Below are 26,839 nucleotides of genomic sequence, written 5' to 3'. Positions count from 1 at the left end.
AGGAGGTTTCATAAGGAGGTTTCAAATGGGCAAAATATTCAAACGCGGCAGCAAGTGGGGGATCAGTTATGCCGATCCTCGCGGCCGGCAAGTCAGGAAGATGGTTTCGCCTTACAAGGAAAGCGCCGAGCGTATCCTCAAAAAGATCGAGATGGACATCATCGAGGGTAAATATCTCGACATTAAAAAGAATGAGAAGTTGCTCTTTGAGGATTTCGCCGCGCAGTATGTCAAAATGCATGTCCGGCTGCAGTTAAAAGGCAAAAGGAACCAGGAATACACCATCAAGCAGTTGATCGCCGAATTTAAAGGCCGGCGATTGGACCAGATCGATCCGATCATGGTCCGCCAATACATGGCACGACGGCTTGAAGGTGCGCGTCCCGCAACGGTCAACAGGGCTTTGCAAACGCTCAAATCCATGTTCAATCGCGCCATCGAATGGGGAATGCTTCACGGGGCCAATCCCGCGGCCGGGACTAAGAATCTCCCGCAAAACAATAGCCGTTGCCGTTGGCTCACGGAAGAAGAACAGGAACGTCTTTTGGTTTGCTGCCAGCCTCTGACAAGGATCATTGTCCTGATCGCTTTAAAAACAGGCATGCGTTGGGGTGAGATCATTTCCCTCAAGTGGAAGCAGTCGCCCTGCAGCAATTATGTGGACTTTGAAAAGAACGTGATCTTTATCCATGAGTCGATGACCAAGACCCAGCGTTCCCGCCACATTCCCCTGATCAGCGTTGTCCGCCAGGCGTTAAATACGGTGGAGCGTACGCCCGGCAATGACCACATCTTTTTTAACCCTCAAACAGAAAAACCGTTTGGGAGTTTTAAAAGATCGTTTCATACGGCGCTCAAAAGGGCAGGGATCGTTGATTTCAGGTTCCACGATCTACGCCATACGTTCGCGTCCCAGCTGGTGCGCAACAATGTTGACCTGTATACGGTCCAGCGGTTATTAGGTCATACGACACCGCAAATGACCCAGCGTTACGCGCACCTGGGCGAAGATCAAATGAGGGCAGCTATTGAGAAAATCAATATACAACCGGACAATTTATTGTATAATTTGACTTTCGGAAATAGCACAGTTTTAGCACATTGTTCTTTTGTCAAAACTAAAGATTCGCAAGAGAATTTGGAAGTTGCTCTAAAATAATAAGTTACGAATTCGGGTCGGTAGCTCAGTTTGGGAGAGCGCATCGTTCGCAATGATGAGGCCGGCGGTTCGATCCCGCCCCGATCCACTGCTTTTTCTATAGATTAGCTGTGCGGGATCGAAGGAGCCCTGTTTATCAACTGCGACGAATAGGAGCAGTTGATAGGGCGGGTGGCCGACCCCGACTTCAACAATTCCAGAGAAGTCGGGGCGCCGATCCCGCCCCGATCCACTTAATTTTATGCATCGCTTTTATTGTCCCCAGGCGGATCTTGCTTCCAAAGTCATTGTGATCACCGATCCCCATGAGATCCACCATATTAAAGACGTTTTGCGTTTGAAAAAAGGGAGCGAGGTTTGCGTTTTTAACGGCAAGGGCGGGGAAGCGCTGGCAATGATCGAGGAAGTCAGGGACACTGCCGTGCGCCTGCAGGTCAGGTCGGTGCTGGAAAAGGGCAAGGAAGGAAGGCCCCGTATCATTTTGGCCTGTGCCGTGCCCAAAAAAGCCAAATTTGAGTTTATCCTGGAAAAAGCCACTGAATTGGGCGTTGATGTCCTCATTCCTTTAAAGACCAAACGCACGGAAGTTATTTTTTCCGGCGATAAACAAAGATCCAAGCAGGAGCGTTTTCAGAAGGTGGTTCAAAACGCCGCCAAACAGTGCGGCAGGGCTGATATTCCCCGTATCAGCCTGATGACCCCCCTGGCCGAGGCCCTCAAAGGTCTTGACCCGCAGGGGCTGGCTGTGATCCCGTCGCTGAACGGGCATAATTCCCCTATCCGTGAGGTGCTCGACAAACATCAAAAACCCGTGAGTGTGACTTTTTTGATCGGTCCGGAAGGGGATTTTACTCCGGATGAGGTGGCTTTGGCCCAAGAGCACGGTTGTATCCCGGTTTCTTTGGGTCCCACGGTCTTGAAAGTGGATACAGCCGCGCTGGCAGTATTGGCTTTGGCTAATTTTTACTGGGATTGACAATGGAGTCCTTAAAAGAGTATAATTTCAAACCTATATAATTTAAATACTGGAGGCATCATGGCTCAAGACAAAGCAGTGCAGGAAAAAGCGCATACAACGGAAAAAGACAACCGTTTGAAGGCATTGGATTTGGCGCTCGCACAGATCGAAAAGCAGTTCGGCAAGGGTTCCATCATGCGTTTGGACAGCAAGGTCATCGCGGATATCCCGGTCATATCCACCGGTTCTCTGGCTTTGGACGCGGCTTTGGGCGTCTGGGGCGTGCCGCGTGGCCGCGTGGTGGAGATCTACGGTCCGGAATCATCGGGCAAGACCACATTGACGTTGAGCATCATCAAAGAATTGCAGAATGCGGGCGGGGTGGCGGCGTTCATTGACGCGGAACACGCCTTTGATTCTAATTATGCCAAGATGGTGGGCGTCAAACTCGACGATCTTTTGATCTCCCAACCGGACACCGGCGAACAGGCCCTTGAGATCACCGACACCCTGGTGCGCTCCGGCGCGGTGGACATCATCGTCATCGACTCCGTGGCGGCCCTGACGCCGCGGGCGGAAATCGAAGGCGAGATGGGCGACAGCCTGCCGGGTCTCCAGGCCCGTCTGATGAGCCAGGCGCTGCGCAAGCTGACCGCCTCGATCTCCAAGACCCACACCCTGGTGATCTTCATCAACCAGATCCGCATGAAGATCGGGGTGATGTACGGCAGCCCCGAGACCACCACCGGCGGCAATGCGCTGAAGTTCTACGCCTCGGTCCGCCTGGATATCCGCCGCACCGGATCGGTGAAGATCCGCGACGAGATCATGGGCAACAACGTCCGTGTGAAGGTCGTGAAGAACAAGGTGGCCCCGCCGTTCCGTGAGGTCGAGTTCGACATCATGTACGGCGAGGGCATCTCCAAGCTGGGCGAGATCATCGACCTTGGGGTCAAGGCCGGGGTCATCGAGAAGTCCGGCTCCTGGTTCTCCTGGAACAGCCAGCGCATCGGCCAGGGCCGCGACAATGTGCGAGAGTTCCTGAAGAACAATCCCGACATCGCCGACGCGATCGAAAAGCAGGTCCGCGGCGCCAAGGAGACCATCCAGGAGGAACTGCTGGTCGGTCCCACGGCGGGCGAAGACGAGGAATAGACGGCTCTGGCGACGGGCTTCGATCCGCCGCCAGGTTACCTTCCCACCCGTTCACGTGAACGGCCGCTTTGGCCCTTGAAACCCGTCGCCGCGCCCCCGCAAACCGCGTGGCTGACGGCGAAGGGCCGAACCCCGCACGGTCGTTCACGCAAGAGAAGGGCGCTCGGACTTCGGTCCGGGCGTCCTTTTTCTTTGCGACGACCTCCAAGTCTCGTAAACGGACCCCAATATCGCAGCGCAATACGCGTCCCATTTTGAAGTCTAGCGTCTAGAGCCATGCCGAGCCTGAACGAGATCCGCAGCGCCTTCCTGGGCTATTTCGAGAAGAATGATCACCTGATCATTCCGTCGGCTCCGCTGGTGCCGCAGAACGACCCGTCCCTGCTGTTCGTCAATGCGGGCATGGTGCCATTCAAGAACTACTTCACCGGCGCCGAAACCCCGCCCGCGCCGCGCGCGGCCTCGTCGCAGAAGTCGGTGCGCGCCGGCGGCAAGCACAACGACCTGGACAATGTGGGCTACACCGCCCGCCACCACACCTTCTTCGAGATGCTGGGAAACTTCTCCTTCGGTGACTATTTCAAGGAAGGCGCGATCGAGCACGCCTGGACCCTGCTCACCAAGGAGTTCGGCATCCCGGCGGAGAAGCTGCTGGTCACGGTCTATCATACCGATACCGAGGCGGCTGAGCTGTGGAAGAAGATCGCCGGCCTGCCGGACGAGAAGATCATCCGCATCTCCACCAACGACAATTTCTGGTCGATGGGCGACACCGGACCCTGCGGTCCGTGCTCGGAGATCTTCTATGACCACGGCGCCCACATCCCTGGCGGCCCGCCCGGCAGCCCCGATGAGGACGGCGACCGGTTCGTGGAGATCTGGAACCTGGTCTTCATGCAGTTCGAGCAGTTCGCCGACGGCTCGCGCCAACCCCTGCCCAAGCCGCAGATCGACACCGGCATGGGCCTGGAGCGGATCGCCGCCGTCCTGCAGGGCGTTCACGACAACTACGACATCGACCTGTTCCGCACCCTGATCGCGGCGTCCAAGTCGCTGGTGGCCGGCGGTTCCAATGGACCCTCGCACCGGGTGATCGCCGACCACCTGCGCTCCACCAGCTTCCTGATCGCCGATGGCGTCTCGCCGTCCAACGAAGGCCGCGGCTATGTCCTGCGCCGCATCATGCGCCGGGCCATGCGCCACGCCCACCTGCTGGGGGCCGAAGAGCCCCTGATGCACCGCCTGGCGCCCGTACTGATCGCCGAGATGGGGGCCGCCTATCCCGAACTGCGCCGCGCCGAGCCGGTGATCGTCGAGACCCTGCGCCAGGAGGAGGAACGCTTCCGCCGCACGCTGGGCCGCGGCATGGCTCTGCTGGACGAAGCCACCGCCAAGATGAGCGAGGGCGGCGTGCTTTCCGGTGAGACGGCCTTCAAGCTCTACGACACCTACGGCTTCCCCGTCGACCTGACCCAGGACGCCGTGCGCGGCAAGGGCATGACCGTGGACATGGAAGGCTTCGAGGCCGCCATGAACCAGCAGCGCGCCCAGGCCCGTGAAGCCTGGACCGGATCGGGCCAGGCGTCCGCCGCCGGCGAGTGGTTCGCCATTCGCGAGCGGCTCGGGGCCACGGTGTTCCTCGGCTATGACAGCGTCGAGACCACGGCCGAACTTCTGGCTCTGGTGGCCGAGGGCGCCGAGATCGACAGCGCCAAGGCCGGACAGACCGTCCAGGCCCTGTTCGACCGCACCCCCTACTATGCCGAAAGCGGCGGCCAGGCCGGCGACACCGGTGAGGCCGAGTGGGACGGCGGCAAGGGGCGCGTCATCGACACCCAGAAGCAGGCCGGCGACCTGCACGTCCATGTGCTGGAGATCACGCACGGGTCGCTGGCCCCTGGCGCGCGGGTGCGCCTGACCGTGGACGCCGAGCGCCGCCTCACCACGCGCTCCAACCATTCCGGCGCCCACCTGCTGCACGCCGCCCTGCGCAATGTGCTGGGGCCCCACGTCTCGCAGAAGGGCCAGATGGTCGACGGCGAACGCCTGCGGTTCGACTTCAGCCACGGCGGGCCGCTGACCCTGGCCGAGCTCGACGCCATCGAGACGCAGGTCAATGCGGTGATCCGCCAGAACCTGCCGGCGGTGACCAAGGAGATGGCTCCGGAAGAAGCCATCGAGGCCGGCGCCATGGCCCTGTTCGGCGAGAAGTACGGCGACAGCGTCCGCGTGCTGGCGCTCGGCAAGGCGCTGGAGGGTGACGGCGACTATTCGGTCGAGCTCTGCGGCGGCACCCACGTGGCCCGCACCGGCGACATCGCCCTCTTCAAGATCGTCTCGGAAACCGGCGTCGCCGCCGGCATCCGGCGTATCGAGGCGCTGACCGGTGAGTCCGCGCGGCGCTATCTCAACGACCAGGCGGCCGTCGCCAAGGCGCTCGCCGACCAGTTCAAGACCCCGGTGGCCGAGGTCCTGGCCCGCGTCGACGCGCTGGACGCCCAGCGCCGCAAGCTGGAGAAGGACCTGGCCGAGGCCAAGCGCCAGCTCGCCATGGGCGGCGGCGGCTCGGGCGGCGAGGCCGCGGCCATCGAGGAGGTCGCCGGGACCAAGTTCATGGCCCGGGTCATGGACGGGGTCGGCGGCAAGGACCTGCGTCCCATCGTCGAGGAATACCGCAAGCAGGTCCCCGACGGCGTCATCGCCATGGTCGGCGTCGCCGACGGCAAGGCCGCCATCGCCGTGGCGGTAATGGGCTCGGCGGCGGGCAAGTTCAACGCCGCCGAACTGGCCAAGGCCGCCGTGATCGCCATGGGCGGCCAGGGCGCCGGAGGCCGTCCCGACTTCGCCCAGGGCGGGGCTCCGGACGGCTCCAAGGCGGCCGAGGGCGTGGCGGCGGTGAAGGCGGCGCTGGGGTAACCAACTACAAGGTGTCATCCCGGTTTCGCGTAGCGAAGACCGGGACCCATATTCACCGACGCATCCGGCACGCCCCGCGCGTCTGGGTCGCGGACAAGCGCAAACGCGCTTTCCGGGATGACACCAGGTGGCGATTACCGCGCCGTGCAGATCACCTTGTTCAGCGGGAAGGTCGGCGCTTTTCGGGCCGCCTCGCTGTCGTAGAGGAATCCGCTGTCGTCGGGCAGCAGGGTGATGGCTTCCTGTTGGGCCAGGGGCGGGGCGCGGAACACCGAGACATTGTCGCCGGCGGTCAGTGTGGCCGGCACGCCGCGGGCCAGGTCGAAGCCCAGCTCCACCACCGCCATATAGGTCAGCAGCACCGCGCGCTTGCCGTCGCGGCTGATGTCCAGGCCGGTGGGGATCCAACCGGGGAAGGGCAGGTCGGGTAGCAGTTTCGGCAGGTCCAGCTGGCCCAGCTTGGCGAAGACCTGGACCCCGTCGGTCTGGCGCAGCTGGTTGGCCGACAGCCGATAGACAGAGGCGGGGCCGGGATTGGTCATCTGCTTGTCGACGGGCTTGGTGACCACGAAGAGGTCGCCGTTGGGGTGCAGGGCGAAGGCCTCGACATTGCGTGGCCCGTCCGGATAGCGGGCGCGGACAACCCGCAGGGGAGTCTCGATCGCGGCATAGGTCTTTTTCTCAAGCAGGACCGTGAAGCTGACTTCCGAGCGGGCGCCGGCATTGTCGCCGACGTCGCCGAGGTAGAGGCAGGTCTTCGACCCGCAGGGGCCGAGGGACATCTCTTCGATATCCGCCGGCTTCGGACCCTTGAGGTTGACGATCTTCAGGTCGCCGCCGGTCATGTCGGTGATGAAGAACCGCAAATCATCGCCGGAGTCATTGTGGTGATAGAGCCGACCCGGATAGGCTCGCGACGCCTCCAGACCGCTGGCCTCGTCGATGGGCTTGGAGGAGATGGACGCCGCCAGGACCGGTGCGCTCCAGGCCTTGCAGGCCCCGGCCTGGGCGGTCAGCGGGACGCCGGCCATCAGGGCGCAGGCGAGGGCGGCGGCGATGCGCATGGCTTGGCTCCGGAATGACGAGGCCGGCACGATCCGACCGACCCCGCCGCCGGTCAAGCTAAGGCTTGGTGAAGATGCACAGCTTGTTGCCGGTCAGGTCGCGGACATAGGCGCCGTAGAAGCTGGTGGAGTCGGCGGGGCGGGGGCCCGGCGCGCCCTCATCGGCGCCGCCATGGGCGATGGCCGCGGCGTGGGCGGCGGCGACCGCCTCCTTGGAGGGCGCCAGGAAGCCCACCATGATCCCGTTGCCGGGCCGGGCGGGCTCGCCGTCGAAGGGCGGGCAGATGAAGGTGTTGGCGTCGCCGTCCTTGGGGCCGTAGCCGGCCCAGCCGCCGTCCAGGAAGGCGCGGTGATAGCCGATGGCGCCGAGCACGGCGTCGTAGAATGGCAGGGAATCCGCGACATCCAGCGCCCCGATGGTGACGTATCCGATGGTCATGAAATTCTCCCTCTCTGGTTGGCGGCCAGCCTAGCAGAGCGAGAGAACAAAACAAGAACTATGGCTGAGCTTGATCCTTGGCCGGGAGGCGGATCTGCACCAGCTTCCACTCAAACCAGCCGCGCCGCTGGAAGGTGAAGACCGTCTCTCGGGTGGGCGCGTCGGGCGCGCGGACCACGAAGCGCGAGCGGTTGGGACCCCAGTAGCGCAGGGAGGGCCAGGGTTCCTGGACAGCGCTTAACACCTGGTCGGACAGGTTGTCGGGCATGGGCGGCTCGGGGGGCGCCTTGCCGGGCTCATAGCCGCGGGTCAGGTCGTGCAGGCCCTGGACGCTGACATAGCGCTCCACGGCCGGGGGCGGCGGGGTCAGGGGTTCGAGCGCCCGCTTCATGGCCCCGATGGGATCGGTCCAGATGGTGGGGGCGGGCGCGGTCGTCGCATGGGGGGTGGGGCCCAGCTGGGTCTTCAGGGTCGCGCGCACGGCGTCGTAGTCCACCAGCTCGGCCAGGCCCTGCGCGTCGCCGTCGCGGGCGTCGGCCTTCAAGGCGCGGAAGGCGAACCAGGGGGCGGCGACGAAGGCTGCGCAGGCCCCGATCAGCAGGACCAGGATCAGGTTGAAGATGGTCCGCCACATGGGCTGAAGCCTCGCTGAAGTCGCACGATGATTACCATGAGCGGCCAAGCTTCCTAGAGGTTCCTCCCAGAAGGCGAGCCAGAGGCTTGCGCGGGCGGCTCAAGAGCGCGAGGTTTGCGCATTGTTTGAACCATAACAAAGCCCAGGGAGGGCGTTATTTCATGGCCGCCAGCATCAACCCCAATGGAAATCTGAAGGGCAAGGTCGCCCTGGTCACCGGCGCCAGCCGCGGCATCGGCGAGGCCATCGCCGCCCGCCTGGCCATGGAGGGCGCCAAGGTCGTGGTCTCGGCCCGCACCGCCCAGGACGGCGAGAGCCGCCTGCCCGGCACCCTGATGGAGACCGTCGAGCGCATCAAGAAGGCCGGCGGCGAGGCCACCTTCATCAAGGCCGACCTGGCTCAGGCCATCGAGCGGGAGCGTCTGGTGGAGGAGGCGGTGGCCGCCTATGGCCCCATCGACATCCTGATCAACAACGCCGCCATCACCTATTTCACCCCGGTGGTGGAGTTCACCGAGAAGCGCTTCAAGCTGATGATGGAGGTGCAGGTCTATGCGCCCTTCCACCTGTCGCAGCTGGTCCTGCCCTCGATGATCGAGCGCAAGGCCGGCCACATCGTCAACATCTCCTCGCCCGCCGGCATCCACCCCGCCAAGCCCTATCGCGGCGGCCGCGGCGGCACGGTCTATGGCCTGTGCAAGGCGGCCCTGGAGCGGTTCTCCACCGGCCTGGCGTCGGAGGTCTATGCCGACAACATCGCGGTCAACGTGGTGTCGCCGGGCCTGGTGGACACCCCTGGCGTGGCGGTACACGGCCTGATCAACGAGCAGTCCAAGGACCGTGTGCAACCCATCGAGTACATCGCCGAGGCGGTCTACCAGCTGGCCAGCGGCGACCCGAAGACCCTGACCGGCCGGGTCGACTATGCCGAGCCGCTGTTGAAGGAACTGAATCTCAAGCCGTCCGAACTGGTCTGAGATTGATCGAGGCGGAGGGGGTGGTCATCCCCTCCGCTTCACCCTTGCCAACCGCTCCGACCACGCCTTTCATCCCCGGCCTTGTGGAGCGGTAGGCGGGTCTGATGGTCGGTGCGGCGAACGCGGAGAAACTGACGGCCGAGCGGGTCTATGCGGCTCCGGACCTCACGGGACCTCGGGCGCGGGGCGTGACCCTGTCGCCGGACGGGACCCTGGTCACCTACCTGAAGGCCAAGGCCGATGACGTACGGATGACCGACCTCTGGGCCGCCGGCGTGGCGGGCGGCGAGCCGCGCCTGCTGCTGGATGCGCGCGACCTGATGCCTGAGGACCGGGAGCTTTCCGAAGCCGAGAAGAGCCGCCGCGAGCGGCAGGGCGTCCAGACCCGGGGCGTGGTGGCCTATGACTGGGACGAGGAGGGGCGCTTCATCCTGGTCCCGGTGGAGGGCGACCTCTGGCTCTACACCGTGGCGGGCGGCAGGATCAGCCGCCTGACCAATTCCGCCGCTGACGAGATCGACGCCAAGGTCTCGCCCAGGGGCGGCTTCGTCTCCTTCGTGCGCGATGACAACCTGTTCGTCCTGCCCTCGCAGGGCGGCGCGGAACGGGCGCTCACCACCGATGGGACGGAGCTGAAGTCCTGGGGCACGGCCGACTACATCGCCCAGGAGGAGATGGCCCGCCAGACCGGCTACTGGTGGAGCCCCGACGAGAGCCGCATCGCCCTGACCCATGTCGACCAGACCGGGGTTGATGTGGTGGAGCGTCTCGATATCGGGGCGACCGGGGCCACCATCGTCAATCAGCGCTATCCCCGGGTCGGCCGCCCCAACTCGGTGGTCGAGCTGTTCGTCACAGACGTGGCGACGGGTGAGCGGGTGGAGATCGACCTCGGCGCTGAGACCGACATCTACCTGGCCCGCGTCAACTGGTCCAAGGACGGCAAGACCCTCTATGTCCAGCGCCAGAGCCGCGACCAGCGCCGGCTCGACCTGCTGGCCGCCGACCCCGCCACCGGCAAGACCCGCGTCCTGCTGACCGAGACCAGCCCCCACTGGGTGGAACTGACCGACGACTTCCGGCCCCTGAAGGACGGCGGCTTCCTGTGGTCGTCGGAGCAGAGCGGACACCGCCACCTCTACCGGCACGACGCCGCCGGCAAACGGGTCGCGACCGTCACCCAGGGCCAGTGGCCGGTGGATGATGTCGCCGGCGTCGATGAGGCACGCGGCGTGGTGACCTTCACCGCGTTCAAGGACAATCCCGTCGAACGGCGGCTCTATGAAGCGCCGCTCAAGGGCGGCGGCGACCCCAAGGCCCTGACTCCGGCCGGCGGCTGGTGGACGGTGAAGATGGCCAAGGCCGGCGGCGCCTTTGTCGGCTCCTACGAGGATCCGGCGACGCCGCCCCGCACCGGCCTCTATCACGCCGACGGGAGCCTGGTCCGCTGGATCGAGGAGAACAGCCTCAACCACAGCCACCCCTACGCGCCCTATGCCGCGCGCCTGCGGACCCCGACATATGGGACGGTGAAGGCCGCCGATGGCCAGGATCTCTGGTGGTCGCTGCGCACCCCGCCCGGCTTCGATCCCGCCAGGCGCTATCCGGTGATCGTCCAGGTCTATGGCGGGCCGGGCAGCGCCACGGTGCGCAAGCTCTGGCACAACCCCGCCGACCAGCTTTACCTGGAGGCGGGCTATATCCTCTTCTCCCTCGACAACCGTGGCACCCCCAACCGCTCGGTGGCCTTCAAGGCCGCCATCGACCGGCGGCTCGGCAAGCTGGAGGTGGACGACCAGATGGCGGGCGTCGCCTATCTGAAATCGCTGCCCTACGTCGATCCGGCCCGGATCGGGGTCACCGGCTGGTCCTATGGCGGCTATATGAGCCTGCTGCTGATGACGGCGGAGAACAGCCCCTACGCCGCCACGGTGGCCGGCGCGCCGCCCACCGAGTGGACGCTCTACGACACCCACTACACCGAGCGCTACATGGGCACGCCGACGACCGATCCAGCCAGCTATGCGGATTCCGACGTGCTGAACCGCGTCGGCCGGCTGAAGTCCGGAAGCCTGCTGCTGATGCACGGCATGGCCGACGACAACGTCACCTTCGACAACTCCACCCGGCTGATGGCGGCGCTGCAGGCCCAGGGGACCACCTTCGAGACCATGATGTACCCCGGCCTGCGCCACCGCGCCGGCTGGACCCAGACGCACCTGCTGCACCGGATGCGCACGACCCTGGACTTCTTCGGGCGCAAGCTGGCGCCGGTGGAGGCGGAGTAGGGGCATGAGACCGGCGGCGGATGGAGAGGCGTTTCCCGTCCGTACGAACGGCGGCGATTGGTTGTCAGCCTGGCATCCGCCGGGGGTGGCGCCGGACGGCGTGCCTCATGGCGCGTGCGGCTTCTGCGTGGCGAAGGATGGCGGGGTCATTCTGATAAGCAACGACGGCGTGCGCTGGGACTGGCCAGGCGGACGCCCTGAGCCTGGCGAAACCTGGGAGGAGACCTTCAGACGGGAAGTGCTCGAAGAGACCTGCGCAGTCGTCGGCGACGCGAGGCTCTTGGGCTTTTGTCGTTCGGCCTGCTTCTCGGGCCCGGAGGCGGGGCTGGTGCTCGTGCGATCAGTCTGGCTCGGGGAGGTCGACGCTTTACCCTGGGAGCCGCGCTTCGAGATCGCCCACCGACGGATCGTGTTGGCCGACACGGTCCTCTCCGTCATGGCGATCGAGCCCGGTTGGGAGCCCGTGTTCCACCGCGCCGCGTTGGAGGCGGGCCTTCTCTGACACCCTATTCCGGCGACCGCCTCTGCACCGGCCGGTACCAGGTCAGTTGCTCGCTGGTGGCCAGGAGCTTGCCGTCGCGGCTCCAGTAGCTGGAGCGTTCGTCCGAGGCGCCGCCGCCGCCGACCCGGCCCTCGCACTCGATCAAGATGAAGTCGTCGCCCACCTTGGCGAGCTCTTCGACGCTGGCATGCAGATAGACCGTCAGGGACAGGGTGGTGTTGTTGATGGTGCGGCCGAGCGCGTACATGGCGCGCGGGGCCGAGTTGTCGGTGACCATGCCCAGAAGGGCCTTGTCCCACGGTCCGCGGCGCGAGCGGACCCAGACGAGGCTGCGGGAATCGCCGCTGACCTGCGGCGGGAAGGTGTCCTGGCCTCGGCGCTCGAAGGCCAGGGCCCCATAGTGCAGGGGCGTGCCGGGGTGGTCGGGGCTGGGGAGGCTTTCGGGCGCCGGGGCGTCGGGCATGACGGCGAAGGCGAAGGGCGGGGTCTCCGGTCGCCGGGCCATCGTGACCATGCCGTGGACGCCGACCTGGTCGCTGCCCGCGGCCAGCAGCTCGACCTCCCAGACGCCGATCGAACCGCCCTGCCGCAGCCGCCGCGTGCGGATGTCCACCTGGCCCGAGGGCAGGGCGGCGGCATAGGTGAGGGTCAGGGACAGGGCCTCGCCCACCGCCTCGGGCTCGGCCTCCAGCACCTTGATGAACAGGCCGATGGCGTAGCCGCCCCACAGCCCGCCTCCGGGGTTCTGCCACTCCGGTCCGGCGAAGGTGGTCCAGCGTCCGGCGGAGACGGGGGTGAGCGAGATGGAGTCGGACTGGGTCATGGGAGGTCTCTAACCCGCCGCTGCAAGGTCAGGGAAGACCTGCCTAGGCCGGGCTGACCTCGCCGATCTCGGCGGCGGTGGCGAGCAGGACGTCGAGAACCTCGGCCAGGTGGTCTCCGGCCATGCGTTCCTCGGGGCCGGAGATGGCGATGGCCGCGGCCGGCGCGCCGCCGGGGCCGGGCAGGGCGACGGCCACCACACGAGCCCAAGGGGTGAAGCCGCCGACCAGGCTCGCAAAACCGTCCCGCCGCGCCTTTTCCAGGTCCTCAAGGACCTGGGACAGCACAAATCCCGCCTCGGGGGGGCAGGCGGCGATGCTGCGCGCCACGGCGTCACGCGGGTCTGGCCGGCGGCTGAGGATGGCGCGGCCGGCGGCGGTGAAGACCATGGGGGCCCGGGTGCCGTTGAGCGGCAGGTAGCGGAGGGCGCGGACCTGGGCGGCGCGGTCGAGAAACAGCACCTCGTCATCCACCGGCACGGTCAGCATCACCGTCTCACGGGTCTTCTCCTGCATCGCCTGGAGGTGGGGCGCCACGCTGCGACGCAGGCTGTTGGTGGAGATGATCCCCGCCCCCAGCTCCCAGGTCTTCAGGGAGGCGAAGTAGCGGGAGGTCTCTGGATCCTGCTGGACGTAGCCCAGCTCCATGAAGGTGTTCAGCAGCCGGTGGACGTTGCTCTTCTGCAGGCCGAGCTGCTCGGTCAGGGCGGCCAGACGCAGGGGCCGCTTGGCGCGCGCCAAGGCCTCCAGAACCGCCATCCCCTTGGCCACCGTGGTGTCCATCGCCCCTCCGACTCCCTGAAGCCTAGCAGGCTGTTCCACATAGCGAAACGGCTTGTAGTTCTAAATAATAGACCAGAAATCCAGGATGTGGACTTTGGGTTCAAGTGGTGACAACACTGTTTGCAATCGGCGCCCAGTGAGAGGCGAGCGAATTATTAGGGGAAGACCATGCTGAGATTGGACAGCCTGCGCGGCGCGTCTGCCGTCGCGATTCTGTTGGGGGCGGGTCTCGCCGCCGGAGCGGCCCAGGCGCAGGACGCCAACGAGGTGGCCGAGGTCATCGTCACCGGCTCCTATATCCGTGGCACCCCTGAAGACGCCGCTCTTCCCGTCGATGTGCTGTCGGCCCAGGACCTGCAGAAGCAGGGCTCCCCGGCCATGGTCGACATCATCAAGTCGATCCCCGGCGTGCAGAGCGTGCTGGGCGAGACCAACCAGTTCGCCAGCCAGGCCACCACCGGCTCCGGCAACATCAACCTGCGCGGGCTTGGCGCCATTCGCACCCTGGTGCTGATGAACGGGCGCCGGCTGGCCGGCTCACCCGGCGGATCGGGCGTCGACACCAATCTGCTCCCCAGCGCCGCCATCGGCCGGATCGAGGTGCTGAAGGACGGCGCCGCGGCCACCTACGGCTCCGACGCCATCGGCGGGGTGGTGAACTTCATCACCCGCACCGACCTGAACGGCCTGGAAGTCACCGGCAGCTATACGGCCATCGAGGGCTCGGACGGCGACTACAACATCAGCGCCAACTATGGCTGGGTCGGCGACCGGGGCGACGCCTTGATCTCGGCCGGCTACCGCCACCGGTCGGAGCTCGACACCCTCGAGCGCGACTGGGCGGTGAATTCCTATCTGGAGAACCCAAACGGCAGCTGGTCGGGCTTCGGCAATCCGGGGACCTATGTCTCCGGGACCAGCCGCATCATCGATCCGGGCTGCACGGCGCTTGGTAACACCCTGGTCACCTCGGCGGCCGGCACGCAGAGCTGCTACTTCCAGTTCGGACGGTTCAACAATCTGGTGGAGACCGAGGAGCACTATCAGCTCTACGCCCAGTTCAACTGGGACCTGACCGAGACCACCAAGTTCCACGCCGAAGCCCTCTACGCCAGCCACGACGTGCCGCATGAGGGCACTTCGCCCTCCTATGGTCCGACCCAGGCCTTTGGTCCGGGCACGGCCTCGGGCTCGTTCCTGATCTCCCGCAGCAACCCGGGCCTCTGCGGCACGGCCGGCGTCGCGGCCTGCCTGCCGGGCAGCCTATTCGGCCAGCTGACCACCACCCAGCAGACGGCGATCAACACCGCGGGCTTCACTGCCGCCAACATCCTGCTCTGGCGGCCCTATGGCGCTGGCGGCAATCCGCTGACCGGCGACTCCAAGCCTGACCAGCGGTTCTTCGACGGCATCCGCGTCTCGGTGGGGCTGAACGGCCAGTTCGAGAACGGTATCGGCTGGGATGTGGCGGCCACCCACATGATCAACCGCAGCGATATCGTCACCTATGACATCCCGGTCGCGCGGCTCTACTACGCCCTGAATGGCCTGGGCGGCCCCGGCTGCGACACCGATCCGATCGCGCCCGGCGTCCAGGGCGGCGTCGCCGGCGTCGGCAACTGCCTCTATTACAACCCCTTCTCCACCGGCATCCCGGCCAATGCGGCCAGCGGCGAGGTCAACCCGAACTACGTCGCGGGCTCAGCGGCCGCCAACGCCAACAGCAAGGCCATCGGCCAGTGGCTGTTCCAGCCCTATGGCTACCAGTCGGAGACGACGCTGACGGTGGTGGACGCGGTGGTCAGCGGCCAGCTCGGCATCGACTTCGGCGCCGGCAAGATCGGCTGGGCGGCGGGCGCGCAGTACCGTGGCAACGGCTTCAGCCGGGACGTCAACGCGATCAACAACATCGCGCTGAACCCTTGCCCGGAGCAGAACGTCACCACCTGCGCCACCGGCTTCGGCAACGGCGTGTTCGGCTTCCTGGGCCCGCTCTCGCAGCAGGACCTGGAGGGCGACGTGCTGGCCGCCTTCGGCGAACTGCAGGTTCCCATCACCGATGACCTGTCGTTCCAGCTGGCGGTTCGCCATGAGCAGCACAGCGGCGATGTCGGCTCCACCACCAACCCCAAGCTGGCGATCCGCTGGCAGGCCACCGACTGGCTGGCCTTCCGGGCCTCGGCCGGCACCACCTTCCGCGCGCCGACCCAGTCCAACCTGCTGCCGGACGCCAACACCACCCAGGCCTTCATCACCCAGACCAGCGGGTATCGGGCCTTCGACACCCGCGGCAATCCGAACCTGAAGCCGGAGACCGCCGACACCCTGAACCTGGGCGCCATCTTCAAGTTCGGCAATTTCAACGCCACGGTCGACTACTGGTCCTTCGACTTCAAGGACACCATTGAGGCTGAATCCGGGGCCGGCCTGCTGGCCACCATCTTCCCGAACGGCGCGTCGACGACCCTGCCCAACGGCTGCACCACCCCGGGTCTCGCGTCCCTGGTGGCGCGCTTCACCTTCCAGTCGGGGATCTGCGCGCCCAACAATATCCAGCGGGTGCGGCTGACCACCATCAACGGCACCGGGACCAAGACCTCCGGCGTCGACTTCGCAGCCACCTACCGGGCCGACGACGTTCTGGGCGGGGACATGAACTTCGGTCTCGATGGCTCCTATCTGGTGGCCTACGATAATGGCGCCTCGTTCATCGAGGGCATCCAGGTCCAGAACGCCCAGGAACTGGCCGGCACGCACGGCGGTACGGCGGGGGGCTCGTCCTTCCCGGTGCTGCGCGCCAACCTGTTCGCCGAGTACAGCCGCGACATCCACAATGTGCGGGCGACGCTGCGCTACATCGACTCGATGCAGGACGCCCGCGACGGCCGGTTCGGGGGGACCAACATCTTCGGGCCCAACGGCGCGGTGTTCGGCTACATCCTGCCGCAAGGCGCCAAGCTGGACGCCTTCGTGACCACCGACGTCACCTATCGCGTGCGCCTGCCGTGGGAGACCACGGCGACGATGACGGTGGCCAACCTGTTCGACGCCGATCCGCCCTTCGCCCGCCGGGACCTCAGCTACGATCCCGCCACGGCCAATCCGCTGGGCCGCACCTACAAGCTCAGCGTCACCAAGCGCTTCTAGACGACCTTCCAAGTCGAGCATCGACTGGGCCGCCTCCTTCAGGGGCGGCCCTCTTTTTTTGGCGCGGCCGGGCGCCGGCTGCTAGAGAGCGGCCATGGCCTGGACCAAGATCTATGACGAAGCCGAGCCCCAGCGGGTCAACCGCTGGCTGGCCCAGAGCGGGGTGTGCTCGCGGCGCGAGGCCGAGGGGCTGATCCTGCAGGGCCTGGTGACCATCGACGGCCAGACGGTCGAGGACGCCGGTCGCAAGATCGAGCCGGGCCAGACCCTGGTGCTGAGCGACAGCGCTCAGTCAAAGCTGGAATCCACCCTGACGGTGGTGATCAACAAGCCGGTGGGGATCGTCTCGGCCCATCCCGAGCCGAACCAGATTCCGGCCGTGCGGCTGCTGACCGCCGGCGCCCTGTTCGGCGCCGACGCGGTGATCCCGAGCCTGGAGAACCGGCTGGCCCCGGTCGGCCGGCTGGACATGGATAGCCGCGGCCTGCTGATCCTCTCGGAGGACGGCGTTGTCGCCAAGGCCGTGATCGGCCCGGAGTCCGACCTGGAGAAGGAGTACCGGGTCAAGGTGACGGGACAGATCACCGACAAGAAGCTGGCCATGCTGCGCCACGGCCTGCAGCTGGACCGGCGCCAGCTGCGCCATGCCAAGGTCACCCTGATCGGAGACCAGCTGCTGCGCTTTGTCCTGAAGGAAGGCCGCAACCGCCAGATCCGCCGGATGTGCGAACTGGTGGACCTTCATGTGGTCGATCTGCTGCGGGTGCGGATCGGCTCGCTGAAGCTGGGGGACCTGCCGGAGGGCCGCTGGCGTCCCGTCACCGCTCAGGAGCGGGCCGAACTGATCAACCCGCCTGCCCATCCCGAACGACTGAAGACCGGCAAGACATCGTCCTGACCGACCGGGCTCTCGGGCCTGGCCGGCAGCCGCCGCCGCCTCTCTCAAAGCTTTCGAAGACTTGAATTGAGCAGGTCAAAGATTTCGAAGGTTTGAATTGATTGGCGACGAGTCGGCACAGGGTCCGGGGCGAGTCCGGCCGGAGTCTTCGTCCGCCAAAACGCCGTTACGCCAAGCGTGGTCTCGGTTTGCAGGTGTGATGGCGCGCTCGGGCTGCTGGATGCGACACTTCGTCCGCATCGTCGTCAATCGAATTTCGATTCACGATTTCTCAATGCTCTCTTAGTCGGACCGAAAGACTCACACGTTATAGATAAGGCAGAGCAAAAATGCTCACGTCCATTAAAAATAGTGGATGAAACCTAAAAAATGTGGGGTTTGTAAGATGCCGAATAGCGTCAATACCAATATCGGGGCGATGATCGCTCTACAGAATCTCAATCAGACCAGTGGCGAGCTAATGGAAGTCCAGGCTCGCATCAACACGGGCAAGAAGATCGCGTCGGCCAAGGACAACGGCGCCATCTGGGCCATCGCCCAGAACCAGCGCGCCACCTCCTCGTCCCTGAACGCGGTCCGCGACTCCCTCCAGCGTTCGCAATCGACCGTCGACGTGGCGATCGCCGGCGGCGAGGCGGTCTCCGACCTCCTGCTGCAGATGAAGGAGAAGGCGCTGGCCGCGTCTGACTCCAGCCTCGACACCGCGTCGCGCACCGCCCTCAACGAGGACTTTAAGGCCCTGCGGGATCAGGTCGCGAAGTCGGTTTCCAACGCAACCTTCAACGGTGTGAACATGATCAGTTCCGGCGGCACGACCATCGCGGCCCTGGCCAATGACGACGGTACCTCGAAGATCACGGTCGTGGCCCAGGATCTCTCGCTCGGTGGCATCGGGCTCGCCAACACCTCGTCCGTCGGGACCCAGGCGCTGGCCGAGCAGATGGTGACCGACGTCGGGACGGCGATCGGCAATGTCTCGACGTCGCTGTCGAAGCTGGGCACGGGATCCAAGGCGATCTCCGCCCACCTGACCTTTGTCGGCAAGCTGCAGGACTCCATCGACGCCGGCGTGGGCAACCTGGTGGACGCCGACCTGGCCCGCGAGAGCGCGCGGCTGACCTCGCTGCAGACCAAGCAGCAGCTGGGCGTACAGGCGCTGTCGATCGCCAACACCTCGTCGGCGACAGTGCTGAACCTGTTCAGATAGATCGGCTAGCCGGACCGCGCCGCAAGGCGCGGTCCGCGCTGTCGGCTCAGGCCGGTTGGGCGAGCGCCTTGTCGAGGTTCACCGCGACCTTGTCGATGAAGCCCTCGGTGGTCAGCCAGCCCTGGCTGTCGCCGACCAGCAGGGCCAGGTCCTTGGTCATCGAGCCGCTTTCCACGGTCTCCACGCAGACGCGCTCCAGGGTGCGGGCGAAGCGGTCCAGCTCGGCGTTGCCGTCCAGCTTGGCGCGATGTTCCAGACCCCGCGTCCAGGCGAAGATCGAGGCGATGGAGTTGGTCGACGTGCTCTCGCCCTTCTGGTGCTGGCGGAAGTGGCGGGTGACAGTGCCGTGGGCGGCCTCGGCCTCCATGGTCTTGCCGTCCGGGGTGATCAGCACCGAGGTCATCAGGCCCAGCGAGCCGAAGCCCTGGGCGACCTGGTCGGACTGCACGTCGCCGTCGTAGTTCTTGCAGGCCCAGATGAAGCCGCCGGACCACTTCAGGGCCGAGGCCACCATGTCGTCGATCAGACGGTGCTCGTAGGTGATGCCGGCTTCCTTGAACTGCGCGGCGTACTCGGCGGCGAAGATCTCGGCGAAGATGTCCTTGAAGCGGCCGTCATAGCCCTTGAGGATCGTGTTCTTGGTGGAGAGATACAGCGGATAGGTGCGCTGCAGGGCGTAGGCGAAGGAGGCGTGGGCGAAGTCGCGGATCGAGTCGTCCAGGTTGTACATGGCCATGGCCACGCCGGAGCCCGGATAGTCGAACACCTCATGCTCGATGACCTGGCCGTCCTTGCCTTCCCACTTGATGGTCATCTTGCCGGGGCCGGGCACCTTGAAGTCGGTGGCGCGGTACTGGTCGCCGAAGGCGTGACGGCCGATGATGATCGGCTGGGTCCAGCCGGGGATCAGCCGGGGCACGTTCTGGCAGATGATCGGTTCGCGGAAGACGACGCCGCCGAGGATGTTGCGGATCGTGCCGTTGGGCGACTTCCACATCTTCTTCAGCTTGAACTCTTCGACGCGGGCCTCGTCCGGCGTGATGGTCGCGCACTTGATGCCGACGCCGTACTTCAGGATCGCCTCGGCCGACTCGACGGTGATCTTGTCGTCGGTGGCGTCGCGGCTCTCCATGCCCAAGTCGTAATAGGCCAGGTCGATATCGAGATTGGGCAGGATCAGCTTGTCCTTGATCCACTGCCAGATGATGCGGGTCATCTCATCGCCATCGATATCGACGACAGGATTGGCGACTTTGATCTTGGCCATGAGGGCGATGCGCTCCGGGGCGTAAAATTGGCTTTGGGGCCGTATACTAGGCGTCGGCCTCGACGCAAAGGGCGCGGAAGCGCCCAGAGCCGTTTAGATGCAAGGCGTTCTCAGCCAAGGAACATCAATGCACGCCCCGGGTCACTGCGCGCGCGACGTCAGCCACGATTTTTTCGTTTTCGGCGGTGTCGAGGGTCGAGCCCGACAGGAAAACCGCCACCGCGTAGCGTCGCCCGTCAGGCAGGGTGACGATGCCCACGTCATTTAGGGCGGGGTTCATCCCCTGATCGGTGCGCGCCGTCCCGGTCTTGTGGGCGAGGCTAGAGCCCGGCGGGAAGCCCGCCTTCAGGCGGTCCTGGCCAGTGGTGGTGTCGGTCATGATCTGCAGCAGCAGCTTCGTGGAGGCGGGCGTCAGCAGTTCGCCGTCGTCCAGCTTGTCGAGGAAGTTGAGCGTCCCGCGCGGCGTGGCGGTGTCCTGCGGATCGGAGAGATAGGCCGCCACGGCCTTGCGGCGCGCCGCCGGAGGCACCGTGTTGAAGGCGGCCATATAGGCCTGCGAGCCCTTCCAGGCGGGGCGGAAGGAGGCCATGCCGACGCTGTCGGGCTGGAGCTGGCGCTCGTAGCGGTCAACGCGGATCTCGTCGATCTTCTTGCCCACCAGCCAGGCGGTGACGGCGCCGGGGCCGCCGATCCGCTTCATCAGCACGTCGGCGGCGGTGTTGTCGGAGGCGCCGGTGGCGGCCACCAGAAGTTCGCGCACCGTGTAGTCCCGCCGGGCCGGATAGGCGTCGGCGATGGGGCTCAGCGGTGGGGACAGGTCCTCCTCGGCCAGGGTGAGGGTGTCTTCCAGCCTCAGGCGGCCGGCGTCCACCTCCGCCAGGACGGCGGCGCCCAGCGGCGCCTTGAACACGCTCTGCATGGGGAACCGGCGCTCGCCGTTGAAGTCCCAGCTCTCGCCGCTCTCCAGGTTCATCAGGCCGACCCCCAGGACGCCGGGCCGCGCCCGCTCGGCGATCTGCGACACCTCGGTGGTGAGTTGCGCAAGGTTGAGGGGCGGGGTCTCCGAGGCCCTTTGGGGCGAGCCGGAGCCGCAGGCGGCCAGGGTGAGAGCGGCGAAAACGGCCAGACCGGAGAGTTTCATGGGATCACCTTCGCACGCCGCACTTGCCATGAAGAGGGCAGGGACGGAAAACGCGCCATGTCCACAGGTTCCCCGCCCTGCATCATCCTCAACGCGCCGCAACTCGCCCAGAACATCGGGGCGGTCGCGCGCGCCATGGCGAACTTCGGCCTGGCCGACCTGCGCCTGGTCAATCCCCGTGACGGCTGGCCCCAGGAGCGGGCCTGGTCCTCGGCCTCGGGCGCGGAGTGGCCGCTGAACGCCGCCCGGGTCTATGACAGCGTCGAGGCGGCCATCGCCGACCTGCATCTGGTCTATGCGACAACGGCCAGGCCCCGCGAGCTGCAGCTGCCGATCCTGACCCCGCGCGCGGCGGCGGCGAACCTGATCCACGAGGTGGCCGAGGGCCGCAATGTGGGCCTGCTGTTCGGCGGCGAGCGCGCTGGACTGGAGACCGCCGACATCGCGCTGTGCCAGGCGGTGGTGACCCTGCCCATCGATCCGCGCTTCCGGTCGCTGAACCTCGCCCAGGCGGTGATCATCCTGGCCTATGAGTGGCGGATGACCCAGGAGACCGGCGCGCCCGCCATCTTCCGCGACGCCCCGCCGCCGGCTCAGGCCGCCGCTATGCAGGGCCTGTATGATCACTTCGAGAGCGAACTGGACGCCGCCGGCTTCTTCCATCCGCCGGAAAAGAAGCCGTCGATGATGCAGAACCTGCGCTCGGCGCTCGGCCGCGCCCGGTTCTCCGACCAGGAGGTGCGCACCTTCCGCGGGGTCGTCACCGCCCTATCCAAGGGCCGCGGCCGCGCCCTGCATAAGCTGGCGCGGGAAAAGGCCAAGCAAGCCACGGAGTAGGCGTCATGGACTTTGCGGCCTTCCTGCACGCCCTGCCGATCCCGATCCTGCAGGCGCCGATGGTGGGCGCGTCGTCGCCGGAGATGGCGGTGGCGGTGTCCCAGGCCGGAGGTCTGGGCGCGCTCGGCGCCGGGGCCCTGGCGCCCGCCGACATCGAGCCGGCGGTGGCGGCGCTGAGGGCGGCGACCGATCGGCCCTTCGGCGTGAACCTGTTCATCAACCCGGTGGCGACGCCCGGCACGGACGTCATCGACGCGGCGCTGGAGCGGCTCGCGCCCTGGTACGCCGAGCTCGGCGCGCCGCCGCCAGCCCAGCCCAATGACTACGCCCCGGACTTCGAGGCTCAGTTTGCGGCCCTGGTGCGCGCCGCGCCCGCCGTGGCCTCCTTCACCTTCTCCATCCTGACCAAGGCCCAGGTCGACGCCCTGCACGCGGTGGGCAGCCATGTGGTCGGCACGGCCACCACGGTCGCCGAGGCGCGCGCGTGGGCCGCCGTCGGGGCCGACGGGATCAGCGCCCAGGGCGCGGAGGCGGGTGGCCATCGCGGTCACTTCCTGGCCGGCACGGAGGCGAGCCTTGTCGGGACCATGGCCCTTGTCGCCACCATCCGCGCCGCCGTGGACATCCCGGTGATCGCGGCGGGCGGGATCATGGACGGACGTGGCGTGGCCGCGGCCCTGGCCTTGGGCGCCGACGCCGTCCAGATGGGCACCGCCTTCCTGCTGGCCGACCAGACGGCGGTGAGCGCGCCCTGGCGCGCCGCCCTGGAGACCGCCGGCGATGATCCCACCCGCCTGACGCGGGCCTTCACCGGCCGTCCTGCGCGCGGCATCGACAACCGCTTCATGCGCGAGATGCGCGCCGTCGAGGATCTGGTCCCGGCCTATCCCGTCCAGAACCGCCTGACCCAGCCCCTGCGCGCCGCCGCCGCCAAGGCGGGGCAGGCCGACATGCTCTCGCTGTGGGCCGGCCAGGGGATGAGGCTTGCGAAGCGCGGTGATGCGGGCGAGATGGTCGCCAAATGGTGGGAGGAGGCCAAGGCCGCCTCCCAGGCCCTGTCCGAACGGGTGGGCCGCTAGAGGGGGAACGCGATGGCGAAGACAGACCTGGCCGCCTTGCAGGCCGCCGCCCGCGACGCCTGGCTCTTCACCCTGCCCCTGGTGGAGATCGCCACCACCCGGGCCCGCGGCCTGGCGGGCGGCTCGCCAATGAACGTCTTTGGCCACATGCGCCGGCTGGCCGACCACAATGCCCGCGCGGTCACCACCCCCAACAACGACACCTTCTATTCCACCGCCCAGGTGGACCTGTCCCAGGGGCCGGTGACCATCAATGTGCCCGCCACCGGCGAGCGCTATTTCTCCCTGGCCCTGATGGACGCCTACACCAACAACTTCGCCATCCTGGGGACCCGCACCACCGGACCGGGCGGCGGGACCTTCACCCTGGTGGGGCCGACCGACGCCGCCGAAGGCCCCAATGTCGTCCGCTCGCCCACCAACCACGTCTGGGCGCTCGCCCGCATCCTGGTGGACGGGCCGCACGACGTGGAAGGCGCCAAGGCCGTGCAGCATGGGCTGTCCATGCAGGGCCCCGCCGCGACGCCGCCGGGTCCCTTCGCCCATCGCGGCGCCCCCTGGGGGGAGTATTTCGAGACCGCCGCCCAGCTGATGGCGGTGAACCCGCCGCAGGTGGAGGACCGCGCCTTCCTCGCCGGCATGGCGCCCCTGGGCCTCGCCGACTTCGACGCCAAGCGGTTCTCTGCCGAGGAGGCCGCGGCCATCGAGGCCGGCGTGGCCGAGGCCCGGGTCGCCGCGCGCAAGGGCGGGCTCTCCGGCGCAGGTTTCACCGACGGCTGGTCCTACCCGTCGGCGCGGCTGGGCGACTTCGCCCAGGACTACGGCCTGCGGGCCTCCGTGGCGGTGTCGGGGCTCGCCGCCCTGCCGCCGGCCGAGGCCATGTACATGCGGGCCGAAGGCGACCTGCCGCGCGCCCTGTTCGACGGAAACAAGTCCTGGCGGCTGCACTTCCCGGCCGGCGGCCTGCTGCCGGTCCATTCCTTCTGGTCGCTCAGCCTCTATGAGGCGACGGAGGACGGTCAGTTCTTCTTCACCGACAACCCCCTGAACCGCTACGCCATCGGCGACCGCACCGAGGGCCTGGTGATGGGCGAGGACGGCTCCCTGGACATCTGGATCGGCCACGCCGCCCCGGGGGGTGAGCGCACCGCCAACTGGCTGCCGGCCCCGGCCGGCCCCTTCGCCCTCTTCATGCGGGCCTATCTGCCGAAGACGGAACTGCTGGAGGGCGGCTACCGCCTGCCGCCGGTGGTCCTCGCCGACTGAGGTTGACTCAGAGGGGCTGCGACGACATAAACCGCCCCTTCGCGCCGCCGGGTCACCCTGGCGGCTGTGAACACCTATGACGGGTGATCTGGACGCCGCCGTTGAAATCGCGCCTTCACTGATGAAGGCGCCGGCCCGGATCGTGTTGAAAGAGCTACTATGTCCAAGCGGCATTCTGCGAAGTACAAACTCGACCGCCGGATGGGCGAAAACATCTGGGGTCGTCCGAAGTCCCCGGTGAATTCCCGCCAGTACGGCCCCGGCCAGCACGGGCAGCGCCGCAAGCAGAAAGTCTCCGACTTCGGCCTGCAATTGCGCGCCAAGCAAAAGCTGAAGGGCTTCTACGGCAACATCACCGAGAAGCAGTTCGTCCGCACCTACGAGGAAGCTGACCGCCGCAAGGGCAACACCTCGGAAAACCTGATCGGCCTGCTGGAATCGCGCCTGGACGCCATCGTCTACCGCGCCAAGTTCGTGCCGACCGTGTTCGCCGCCCGTCAGTTCGTGAACCACGGCCACGTTCTGGTGAACGGCAAGCGCGTCAACATCGCCTCCTATCGCGTGAAGCCGGGCGACATCGTCTCGGTCCGCGAGCGTTCCAAGAACATGGCGCTGGTCCTGGAAGCCATCCAGTCGGCCGAGCGCGACACCCCCGACTATATCGAGATGGACACCAAGGCGATGACCGCCAAGTTCATCCGCCAGCCGGAATTCAGCGAAGTTCCCTACGCTGTGAAGATGGAGCCGAACCTGGTCATCGAATTCTATTCGTCCTGATCTGAGTTCGACCTCGCGAGTTTGCGAAGGCCCCGGAGCGATCCGGGGCCTTTTGCTTGGGCGCGATCTGTGGCGGAGTGCGCCCATGCATCGTCGTCTTCTGTTGATCGGGGCGCTCAGCCTGCTCGCCGGCTGCGCCACCGCCGCACCGCCCATCCTCGCGCCCGCGGGTTCGTCCCTGGGAGAGCTCGAGCCGCTCTATTCGGCCAGCGCCGGGCGCGCGGCCCTGACCATCCGGGTCGCCTCCAACGGCTGCACCAAGAAGGAGGACTTCGCCTTCTTCGTGGAGCGGAAGGGGGACGCGGTGACACTCGCCTTCGGCCGCAAGCGCCTGGACCCGTGCAAGTCCTTCGCCATGGGCCACACCGACCTGACCTTCACCTATGCCGAGCTGGGGGTTGCGGGCCGCACCCCGCTGTTCCTGCTGAACCCGTTCTATCCGTGGACCGGGCCGGGGAACTGAGCCGCTAGATCACGTTTATGATTTTGGATCGAACCGATCCAAAATCATAAACGTGATCGCTTCCTTATGTTTAGAGCGGGATTGATGCGAAAAACCGGTTCCCACTTTTTCGCATCCCGCTCTAGATGAAGCGGTCGACGATGTCCTGAGGCACGCGCTTGGGGCGGCCTGTGGCCGCGTCGATGAGGCACCAGGACGTGACCGCCTGGGCGCACATGGCGCCGTCAGGACCGTCGATCCGGACATAGCGGTCGAAGCGCGGCCCCTCGGGCTTCCTCGCCACCCAGGTGCGGGCGTGCGCGGTCTCGCCCGGCAGCAGGGCGCGGCGGTAGTCCACCTCGTGGCGCAGGACGATCCAGGCCCAGCGCGACTGATCCTCCGCCGGCTGGCGGGCGGCCCAGTGGGCGGTGGCCATGTCCTGGATCCAGCGCAGATAGACCACGTTGTTCACGTGGCCATTGGCGTCGATGTCGGAGGCTTCCGGCGTGAAGCTGGCCTCGAAGACCTGCTGGCCTACGGGCGGTTCGAGAAGCTGCGTCACCGGCTGGTTAGGCCGCGAGCACGCCCTGTTCGATCAGCAGGGGCTTCAGTTCGCCCGCCTGGAACATCTCCTTGACGATGTCGGCGCCGCCGACGAACTCGCCCTTCACATAGAGCTGCGGGATGGTCGGCCAGTCGCTGAAGGTCTTGATGCCGTCGCGCAGGGAGGCGTCCTGCAGGACGTTCACGCCCACGAAGTCGACGCCGAGATGGTCGAGCACCTGGACCACCATGCCGGAGAAGCCGCACTGGGGCTGCTCAGGCACGCCTTTCATGAACAGCACCACTGGATTGTCTGTGACGGTGCGGCTGATGAACTCGTGGACAGGGTTGGCGTTGGCGGCGTCGGTCATGGGACGGATCTTTCGTCAGAACGTTCGCCTGAGAGCTAGGGAGCCGAAGGCCGCGGGTCAAGCTCCGGCGCGCTTGGCCGCAGGGGCGGATGTCGGACATCCGGCCTAAAAATAGTCACTTCTCCGCTCACGGCGACGCTTGCATTCGTGTGAGGGGCGGACCATTCC

The 26,839-nt window shown here is 66.2% G+C and carries 24 protein-coding genes and 1 tRNA gene; 16 read left to right on the top strand and 9 right to left on the bottom strand.

Annotated features, from left to right (window positions below; all coding sequences use genetic code 11):
- Positions 1-25: 25 nt before the first annotated feature.
- From Q7J39_RS15640 to alaS, 5 genes are all read left to right on the top strand, one after another.
- Positions 26-1,159, top strand: a complete 1,134-nt coding sequence (locus Q7J39_RS15640; protein ID WP_304827076.1) for a site-specific integrase — start codon at positions 26-28, stop codon at positions 1,157-1,159.
- Between the two features lie 14 nt (positions 1,160-1,173).
- Positions 1,174-1,247, top strand: a tRNA-Ala gene (locus Q7J39_RS15635).
- A 153-nt stretch (positions 1,248-1,400) separates the two neighbouring features.
- Entirely contained in the window at positions 1,401-2,135 is a 735-nt protein-coding gene (locus tag Q7J39_RS15630) for a 16S rRNA (uracil(1498)-N(3))-methyltransferase (RefSeq protein ID WP_304827073.1), read from the top strand.
- Positions 2,136-2,195: 60 nt separating this feature from the next.
- Entirely contained in the window at positions 2,196-3,272 is a 1,077-nt protein-coding gene (gene recA, locus Q7J39_RS15625) for a recombinase RecA (RefSeq protein ID WP_304827070.1), read from the top strand.
- A 276-nt stretch (positions 3,273-3,548) separates the two neighbouring features.
- Positions 3,549-6,188 (top strand): alanine--tRNA ligase, encoded by a 2,640-nt coding sequence (gene alaS / locus Q7J39_RS15620; RefSeq protein ID WP_304827067.1) that lies wholly within the window; start codon positions 3,549-3,551, stop codon positions 6,186-6,188.
- Between the two features lie 134 nt (positions 6,189-6,322).
- On the opposite strand, the gene Q7J39_RS15615 is transcribed toward alaS, so the two are convergent.
- Genes Q7J39_RS15615 through Q7J39_RS15605 form a run of 3 tightly spaced genes read right to left on the bottom strand, consistent with a single transcriptional unit; the run spans position 6,323 to position 8,325 of the window.
- Positions 6,323-7,252 carry a hypothetical protein gene (locus tag Q7J39_RS15615; protein ID WP_304827063.1) on the bottom strand — a complete coding sequence of 310 codons (930 nt, stop codon included), beginning with the start codon at positions 7,250-7,252 and terminating at the stop codon, positions 6,323-6,325.
- A 58-nt stretch (positions 7,253-7,310) separates the two neighbouring features.
- Positions 7,311-7,691 carry a VOC family protein gene (locus Q7J39_RS15610; RefSeq protein WP_304827060.1) on the bottom strand — a complete coding sequence of 127 codons (381 nt, stop codon included), beginning with the start codon at positions 7,689-7,691 and terminating at the stop codon, positions 7,311-7,313.
- A 58-nt stretch (positions 7,692-7,749) separates the two neighbouring features.
- Positions 7,750-8,325: a DUF2939 domain-containing protein gene (locus Q7J39_RS15605; RefSeq protein ID WP_304827058.1), complete on the bottom strand. Its 576-nt coding sequence runs from the start codon at positions 8,323-8,325 to the stop codon at positions 7,750-7,752.
- Positions 8,326-8,486: 161 nt separating this feature from the next.
- Between Q7J39_RS15605 and Q7J39_RS15600 the strand changes: the two genes are divergently transcribed.
- The 3 genes from Q7J39_RS15600 to Q7J39_RS15590 all read left to right on the top strand — a co-directional run bounded on the left by Q7J39_RS15600 (position 8,487) and on the right by Q7J39_RS15590 (position 12,092).
- A complete protein-coding gene (locus Q7J39_RS15600; protein ID WP_304827055.1) occupies positions 8,487-9,302 on the top strand; it encodes an SDR family NAD(P)-dependent oxidoreductase in 816 nt (271 codons plus the stop codon).
- 104 nt (positions 9,303-9,406) lie between these two features.
- A complete protein-coding gene (locus Q7J39_RS15595) occupies positions 9,407-11,590 on the top strand; it encodes a S9 family peptidase (protein ID WP_304827052.1) in 2,184 nt (727 codons plus the stop codon).
- A 4-nt stretch (positions 11,591-11,594) separates the two neighbouring features.
- Positions 11,595-12,092 carry an NUDIX hydrolase gene (locus Q7J39_RS15590; protein WP_304827048.1) on the top strand — a complete coding sequence of 166 codons (498 nt, stop codon included), beginning with the start codon at positions 11,595-11,597 and terminating at the stop codon, positions 12,090-12,092.
- A gap of 4 nt (positions 12,093-12,096) precedes the next feature.
- Here the strand turns inward: Q7J39_RS15590 and Q7J39_RS15585 are convergent, their stop codons facing one another.
- Together Q7J39_RS15585 and Q7J39_RS15580 are read right to left on the bottom strand one after the other, a co-directional pair.
- Positions 12,097-12,915, bottom strand: a complete 819-nt coding sequence (locus Q7J39_RS15585) for a thioesterase family protein (RefSeq protein WP_304827044.1) — start codon at positions 12,913-12,915, stop codon at positions 12,097-12,099.
- Between the two features lie 43 nt (positions 12,916-12,958).
- A complete protein-coding gene (locus tag Q7J39_RS15580; RefSeq protein ID WP_304827041.1) occupies positions 12,959-13,696 on the bottom strand; it encodes an IclR family transcriptional regulator in 738 nt (245 codons plus the stop codon).
- Positions 13,697-13,864: 168 nt separating this feature from the next.
- Between Q7J39_RS15580 and Q7J39_RS15575 the strand changes: the two genes are divergently transcribed.
- The 3 genes from Q7J39_RS15575 (at position 13,865) to Q7J39_RS15565 (ending at position 18,948) form a co-directional block, all read left to right on the top strand.
- Positions 13,865-16,843 (top strand): TonB-dependent receptor, encoded by a 2,979-nt coding sequence (locus Q7J39_RS15575; RefSeq protein ID WP_304827038.1) that lies wholly within the window; start codon positions 13,865-13,867, stop codon positions 16,841-16,843.
- A 94-nt stretch (positions 16,844-16,937) separates the two neighbouring features.
- Entirely contained in the window at positions 16,938-17,741 is an 804-nt protein-coding gene (locus Q7J39_RS15570) for a pseudouridine synthase (protein ID WP_304827035.1), read from the top strand.
- Positions 17,742-18,126: 385 nt separating this feature from the next.
- A complete protein-coding gene (locus tag Q7J39_RS15565; RefSeq protein WP_304827032.1) occupies positions 18,127-18,948 on the top strand; it encodes a flagellin in 822 nt (273 codons plus the stop codon).
- A gap of 46 nt (positions 18,949-18,994) precedes the next feature.
- Here Q7J39_RS15565 and Q7J39_RS15560 read toward each other — a convergent pair whose 3' ends face one another.
- Together Q7J39_RS15560 and bla are read right to left on the bottom strand one after the other, a co-directional pair.
- The gene (locus Q7J39_RS15560; RefSeq protein WP_304827029.1) at positions 18,995-20,215 is read right to left on the bottom strand and encodes an NADP-dependent isocitrate dehydrogenase; all 1,221 of its coding nucleotides are present in this window, start codon (positions 20,213-20,215) and stop codon (positions 18,995-18,997) included.
- Between the two features lie 124 nt (positions 20,216-20,339).
- Positions 20,340-21,356, bottom strand: coding sequence for a class A beta-lactamase (bla, locus tag Q7J39_RS15555; protein ID WP_304827026.1), 1,017 nt, complete (start codon positions 21,354-21,356; stop codon positions 20,340-20,342).
- Positions 21,357-21,413: 57 nt separating this feature from the next.
- Between bla and Q7J39_RS15550 the strand changes: the two genes are divergently transcribed.
- From Q7J39_RS15550 to Q7J39_RS15530, 5 genes are all read left to right on the top strand, one after another.
- Positions 21,414-22,193 (top strand): RNA methyltransferase, encoded by a 780-nt coding sequence (locus tag Q7J39_RS15550; protein ID WP_304827023.1) that lies wholly within the window; start codon positions 21,414-21,416, stop codon positions 22,191-22,193.
- 5 nt (positions 22,194-22,198) lie between these two features.
- On the top strand, positions 22,199-23,272 hold the full coding sequence (locus tag Q7J39_RS15545; protein ID WP_304827020.1) for a nitronate monooxygenase family protein: 1,074 nt from the start codon (positions 22,199-22,201) through the stop codon (positions 23,270-23,272).
- A 12-nt stretch (positions 23,273-23,284) separates the two neighbouring features.
- Positions 23,285-24,538 (top strand): DUF1254 domain-containing protein, encoded by a 1,254-nt coding sequence (locus tag Q7J39_RS15540; protein WP_304827017.1) that lies wholly within the window; start codon positions 23,285-23,287, stop codon positions 24,536-24,538.
- Positions 24,539-24,697: 159 nt separating this feature from the next.
- The gene (gene rpsD / locus Q7J39_RS15535) at positions 24,698-25,315 is read left to right on the top strand and encodes a 30S ribosomal protein S4 (RefSeq protein WP_304827014.1); all 618 of its coding nucleotides are present in this window, start codon (positions 24,698-24,700) and stop codon (positions 25,313-25,315) included.
- A gap of 85 nt (positions 25,316-25,400) precedes the next feature.
- Positions 25,401-25,778, top strand: coding sequence for a hypothetical protein (locus Q7J39_RS15530; protein ID WP_304827011.1), 378 nt, complete (start codon positions 25,401-25,403; stop codon positions 25,776-25,778).
- A 121-nt stretch (positions 25,779-25,899) separates the two neighbouring features.
- Here the strand turns inward: Q7J39_RS15530 and Q7J39_RS15525 are convergent, their stop codons facing one another.
- The gene (locus tag Q7J39_RS15525; RefSeq protein WP_304827008.1) at positions 25,900-26,319 is read right to left on the bottom strand and encodes a thioesterase family protein; all 420 of its coding nucleotides are present in this window, start codon (positions 26,317-26,319) and stop codon (positions 25,900-25,902) included.
- Between the two features lie 7 nt (positions 26,320-26,326).
- A complete protein-coding gene (grxD, locus tag Q7J39_RS15520) occupies positions 26,327-26,671 on the bottom strand; it encodes a Grx4 family monothiol glutaredoxin (protein WP_304827005.1) in 345 nt (114 codons plus the stop codon).
- Between the last annotated feature and the right edge of the window lie 168 nt (positions 26,672-26,839).

Source organism: Phenylobacterium sp. (genome assembly GCF_030651185.1).
In the GTDB taxonomy this organism is placed as follows: Bacteria; Pseudomonadota; Alphaproteobacteria; order Caulobacterales; family Caulobacteraceae; genus Phenylobacterium.
This window is presented reverse-complemented; position numbering and strand designations above follow the sequence as displayed.

What these genes read in the sequence shown, in the direction of transcription:
- Q7J39_RS15595 (WP_304827052.1), top strand. Translation starts at nt 9,407, where the DNA reads ATGGTCGGTGCGGCGAACGCGGAGAAACTGACGGCCGAGCGGGTCTAT.
- Q7J39_RS15615 (WP_304827063.1), bottom strand. Translation starts at nt 7,252, where the DNA reads ATGCGCATCGCCGCCGCCCTCGCCTGCGCCCTGATGGCCGGCGTCCCG.
- Q7J39_RS15565 (WP_304827032.1), top strand. Translation starts at nt 18,127, where the DNA reads ATGCCGAATAGCGTCAATACCAATATCGGGGCGATGATCGCTCTACAG.
- Q7J39_RS15560 (WP_304827029.1), bottom strand. Translation starts at nt 20,215, where the DNA reads ATGGCCAAGATCAAAGTCGCCAATCCTGTCGTCGATATCGATGGCGAT.
- rpsD (WP_304827014.1), top strand. Translation starts at nt 24,698, where the DNA reads ATGTCCAAGCGGCATTCTGCGAAGTACAAACTCGACCGCCGGATGGGC.
- grxD (WP_304827005.1), bottom strand. Translation starts at nt 26,671, where the DNA reads ATGACCGACGCCGCCAACGCCAACCCTGTCCACGAGTTCATCAGCCGC.
- Q7J39_RS15580 (WP_304827041.1), bottom strand. Translation starts at nt 13,696, where the DNA reads ATGGACACCACGGTGGCCAAGGGGATGGCGGTTCTGGAGGCCTTGGCG.
- recA (WP_304827070.1), top strand. Translation starts at nt 2,196, where the DNA reads ATGGCTCAAGACAAAGCAGTGCAGGAAAAAGCGCATACAACGGAAAAA.
- Q7J39_RS15575 (WP_304827038.1), top strand. Translation starts at nt 13,865, where the DNA reads ATGCTGAGATTGGACAGCCTGCGCGGCGCGTCTGCCGTCGCGATTCTG.
- bla (WP_304827026.1), bottom strand. Translation starts at nt 21,356, where the DNA reads ATGAAACTCTCCGGTCTGGCCGTTTTCGCCGCTCTCACCCTGGCCGCC.
- Q7J39_RS15545 (WP_304827020.1), top strand. Translation starts at nt 22,199, where the DNA reads ATGGACTTTGCGGCCTTCCTGCACGCCCTGCCGATCCCGATCCTGCAG.
- Q7J39_RS15585 (WP_304827044.1), bottom strand. Translation starts at nt 12,915, where the DNA reads ATGACCCAGTCCGACTCCATCTCGCTCACCCCCGTCTCCGCCGGACGC.
- Q7J39_RS15550 (WP_304827023.1), top strand. Translation starts at nt 21,414, where the DNA reads ATGTCCACAGGTTCCCCGCCCTGCATCATCCTCAACGCGCCGCAACTC.
- Q7J39_RS15540 (WP_304827017.1), top strand. Translation starts at nt 23,285, where the DNA reads ATGGCGAAGACAGACCTGGCCGCCTTGCAGGCCGCCGCCCGCGACGCC.
- Q7J39_RS15630 (WP_304827073.1), top strand. Translation starts at nt 1,401, where the DNA reads ATGCATCGCTTTTATTGTCCCCAGGCGGATCTTGCTTCCAAAGTCATT.
- Q7J39_RS15570 (WP_304827035.1), top strand. Translation starts at nt 16,938, where the DNA reads ATGGCCTGGACCAAGATCTATGACGAAGCCGAGCCCCAGCGGGTCAAC.
- Q7J39_RS15610 (WP_304827060.1), bottom strand. Translation starts at nt 7,691, where the DNA reads ATGACCATCGGATACGTCACCATCGGGGCGCTGGATGTCGCGGATTCC.
- Q7J39_RS15530 (WP_304827011.1), top strand. Translation starts at nt 25,401, where the DNA reads ATGCATCGTCGTCTTCTGTTGATCGGGGCGCTCAGCCTGCTCGCCGGC.
- Q7J39_RS15605 (WP_304827058.1), bottom strand. Translation starts at nt 8,325, where the DNA reads ATGTGGCGGACCATCTTCAACCTGATCCTGGTCCTGCTGATCGGGGCC.
- Q7J39_RS15640 (WP_304827076.1), top strand. Translation starts at nt 26, where the DNA reads ATGGGCAAAATATTCAAACGCGGCAGCAAGTGGGGGATCAGTTATGCC.
- alaS (WP_304827067.1), top strand. Translation starts at nt 3,549, where the DNA reads ATGCCGAGCCTGAACGAGATCCGCAGCGCCTTCCTGGGCTATTTCGAG.
- Q7J39_RS15590 (WP_304827048.1), top strand. Translation starts at nt 11,595, where the DNA reads ATGAGACCGGCGGCGGATGGAGAGGCGTTTCCCGTCCGTACGAACGGC.
- Q7J39_RS15600 (WP_304827055.1), top strand. Translation starts at nt 8,487, where the DNA reads ATGGCCGCCAGCATCAACCCCAATGGAAATCTGAAGGGCAAGGTCGCC.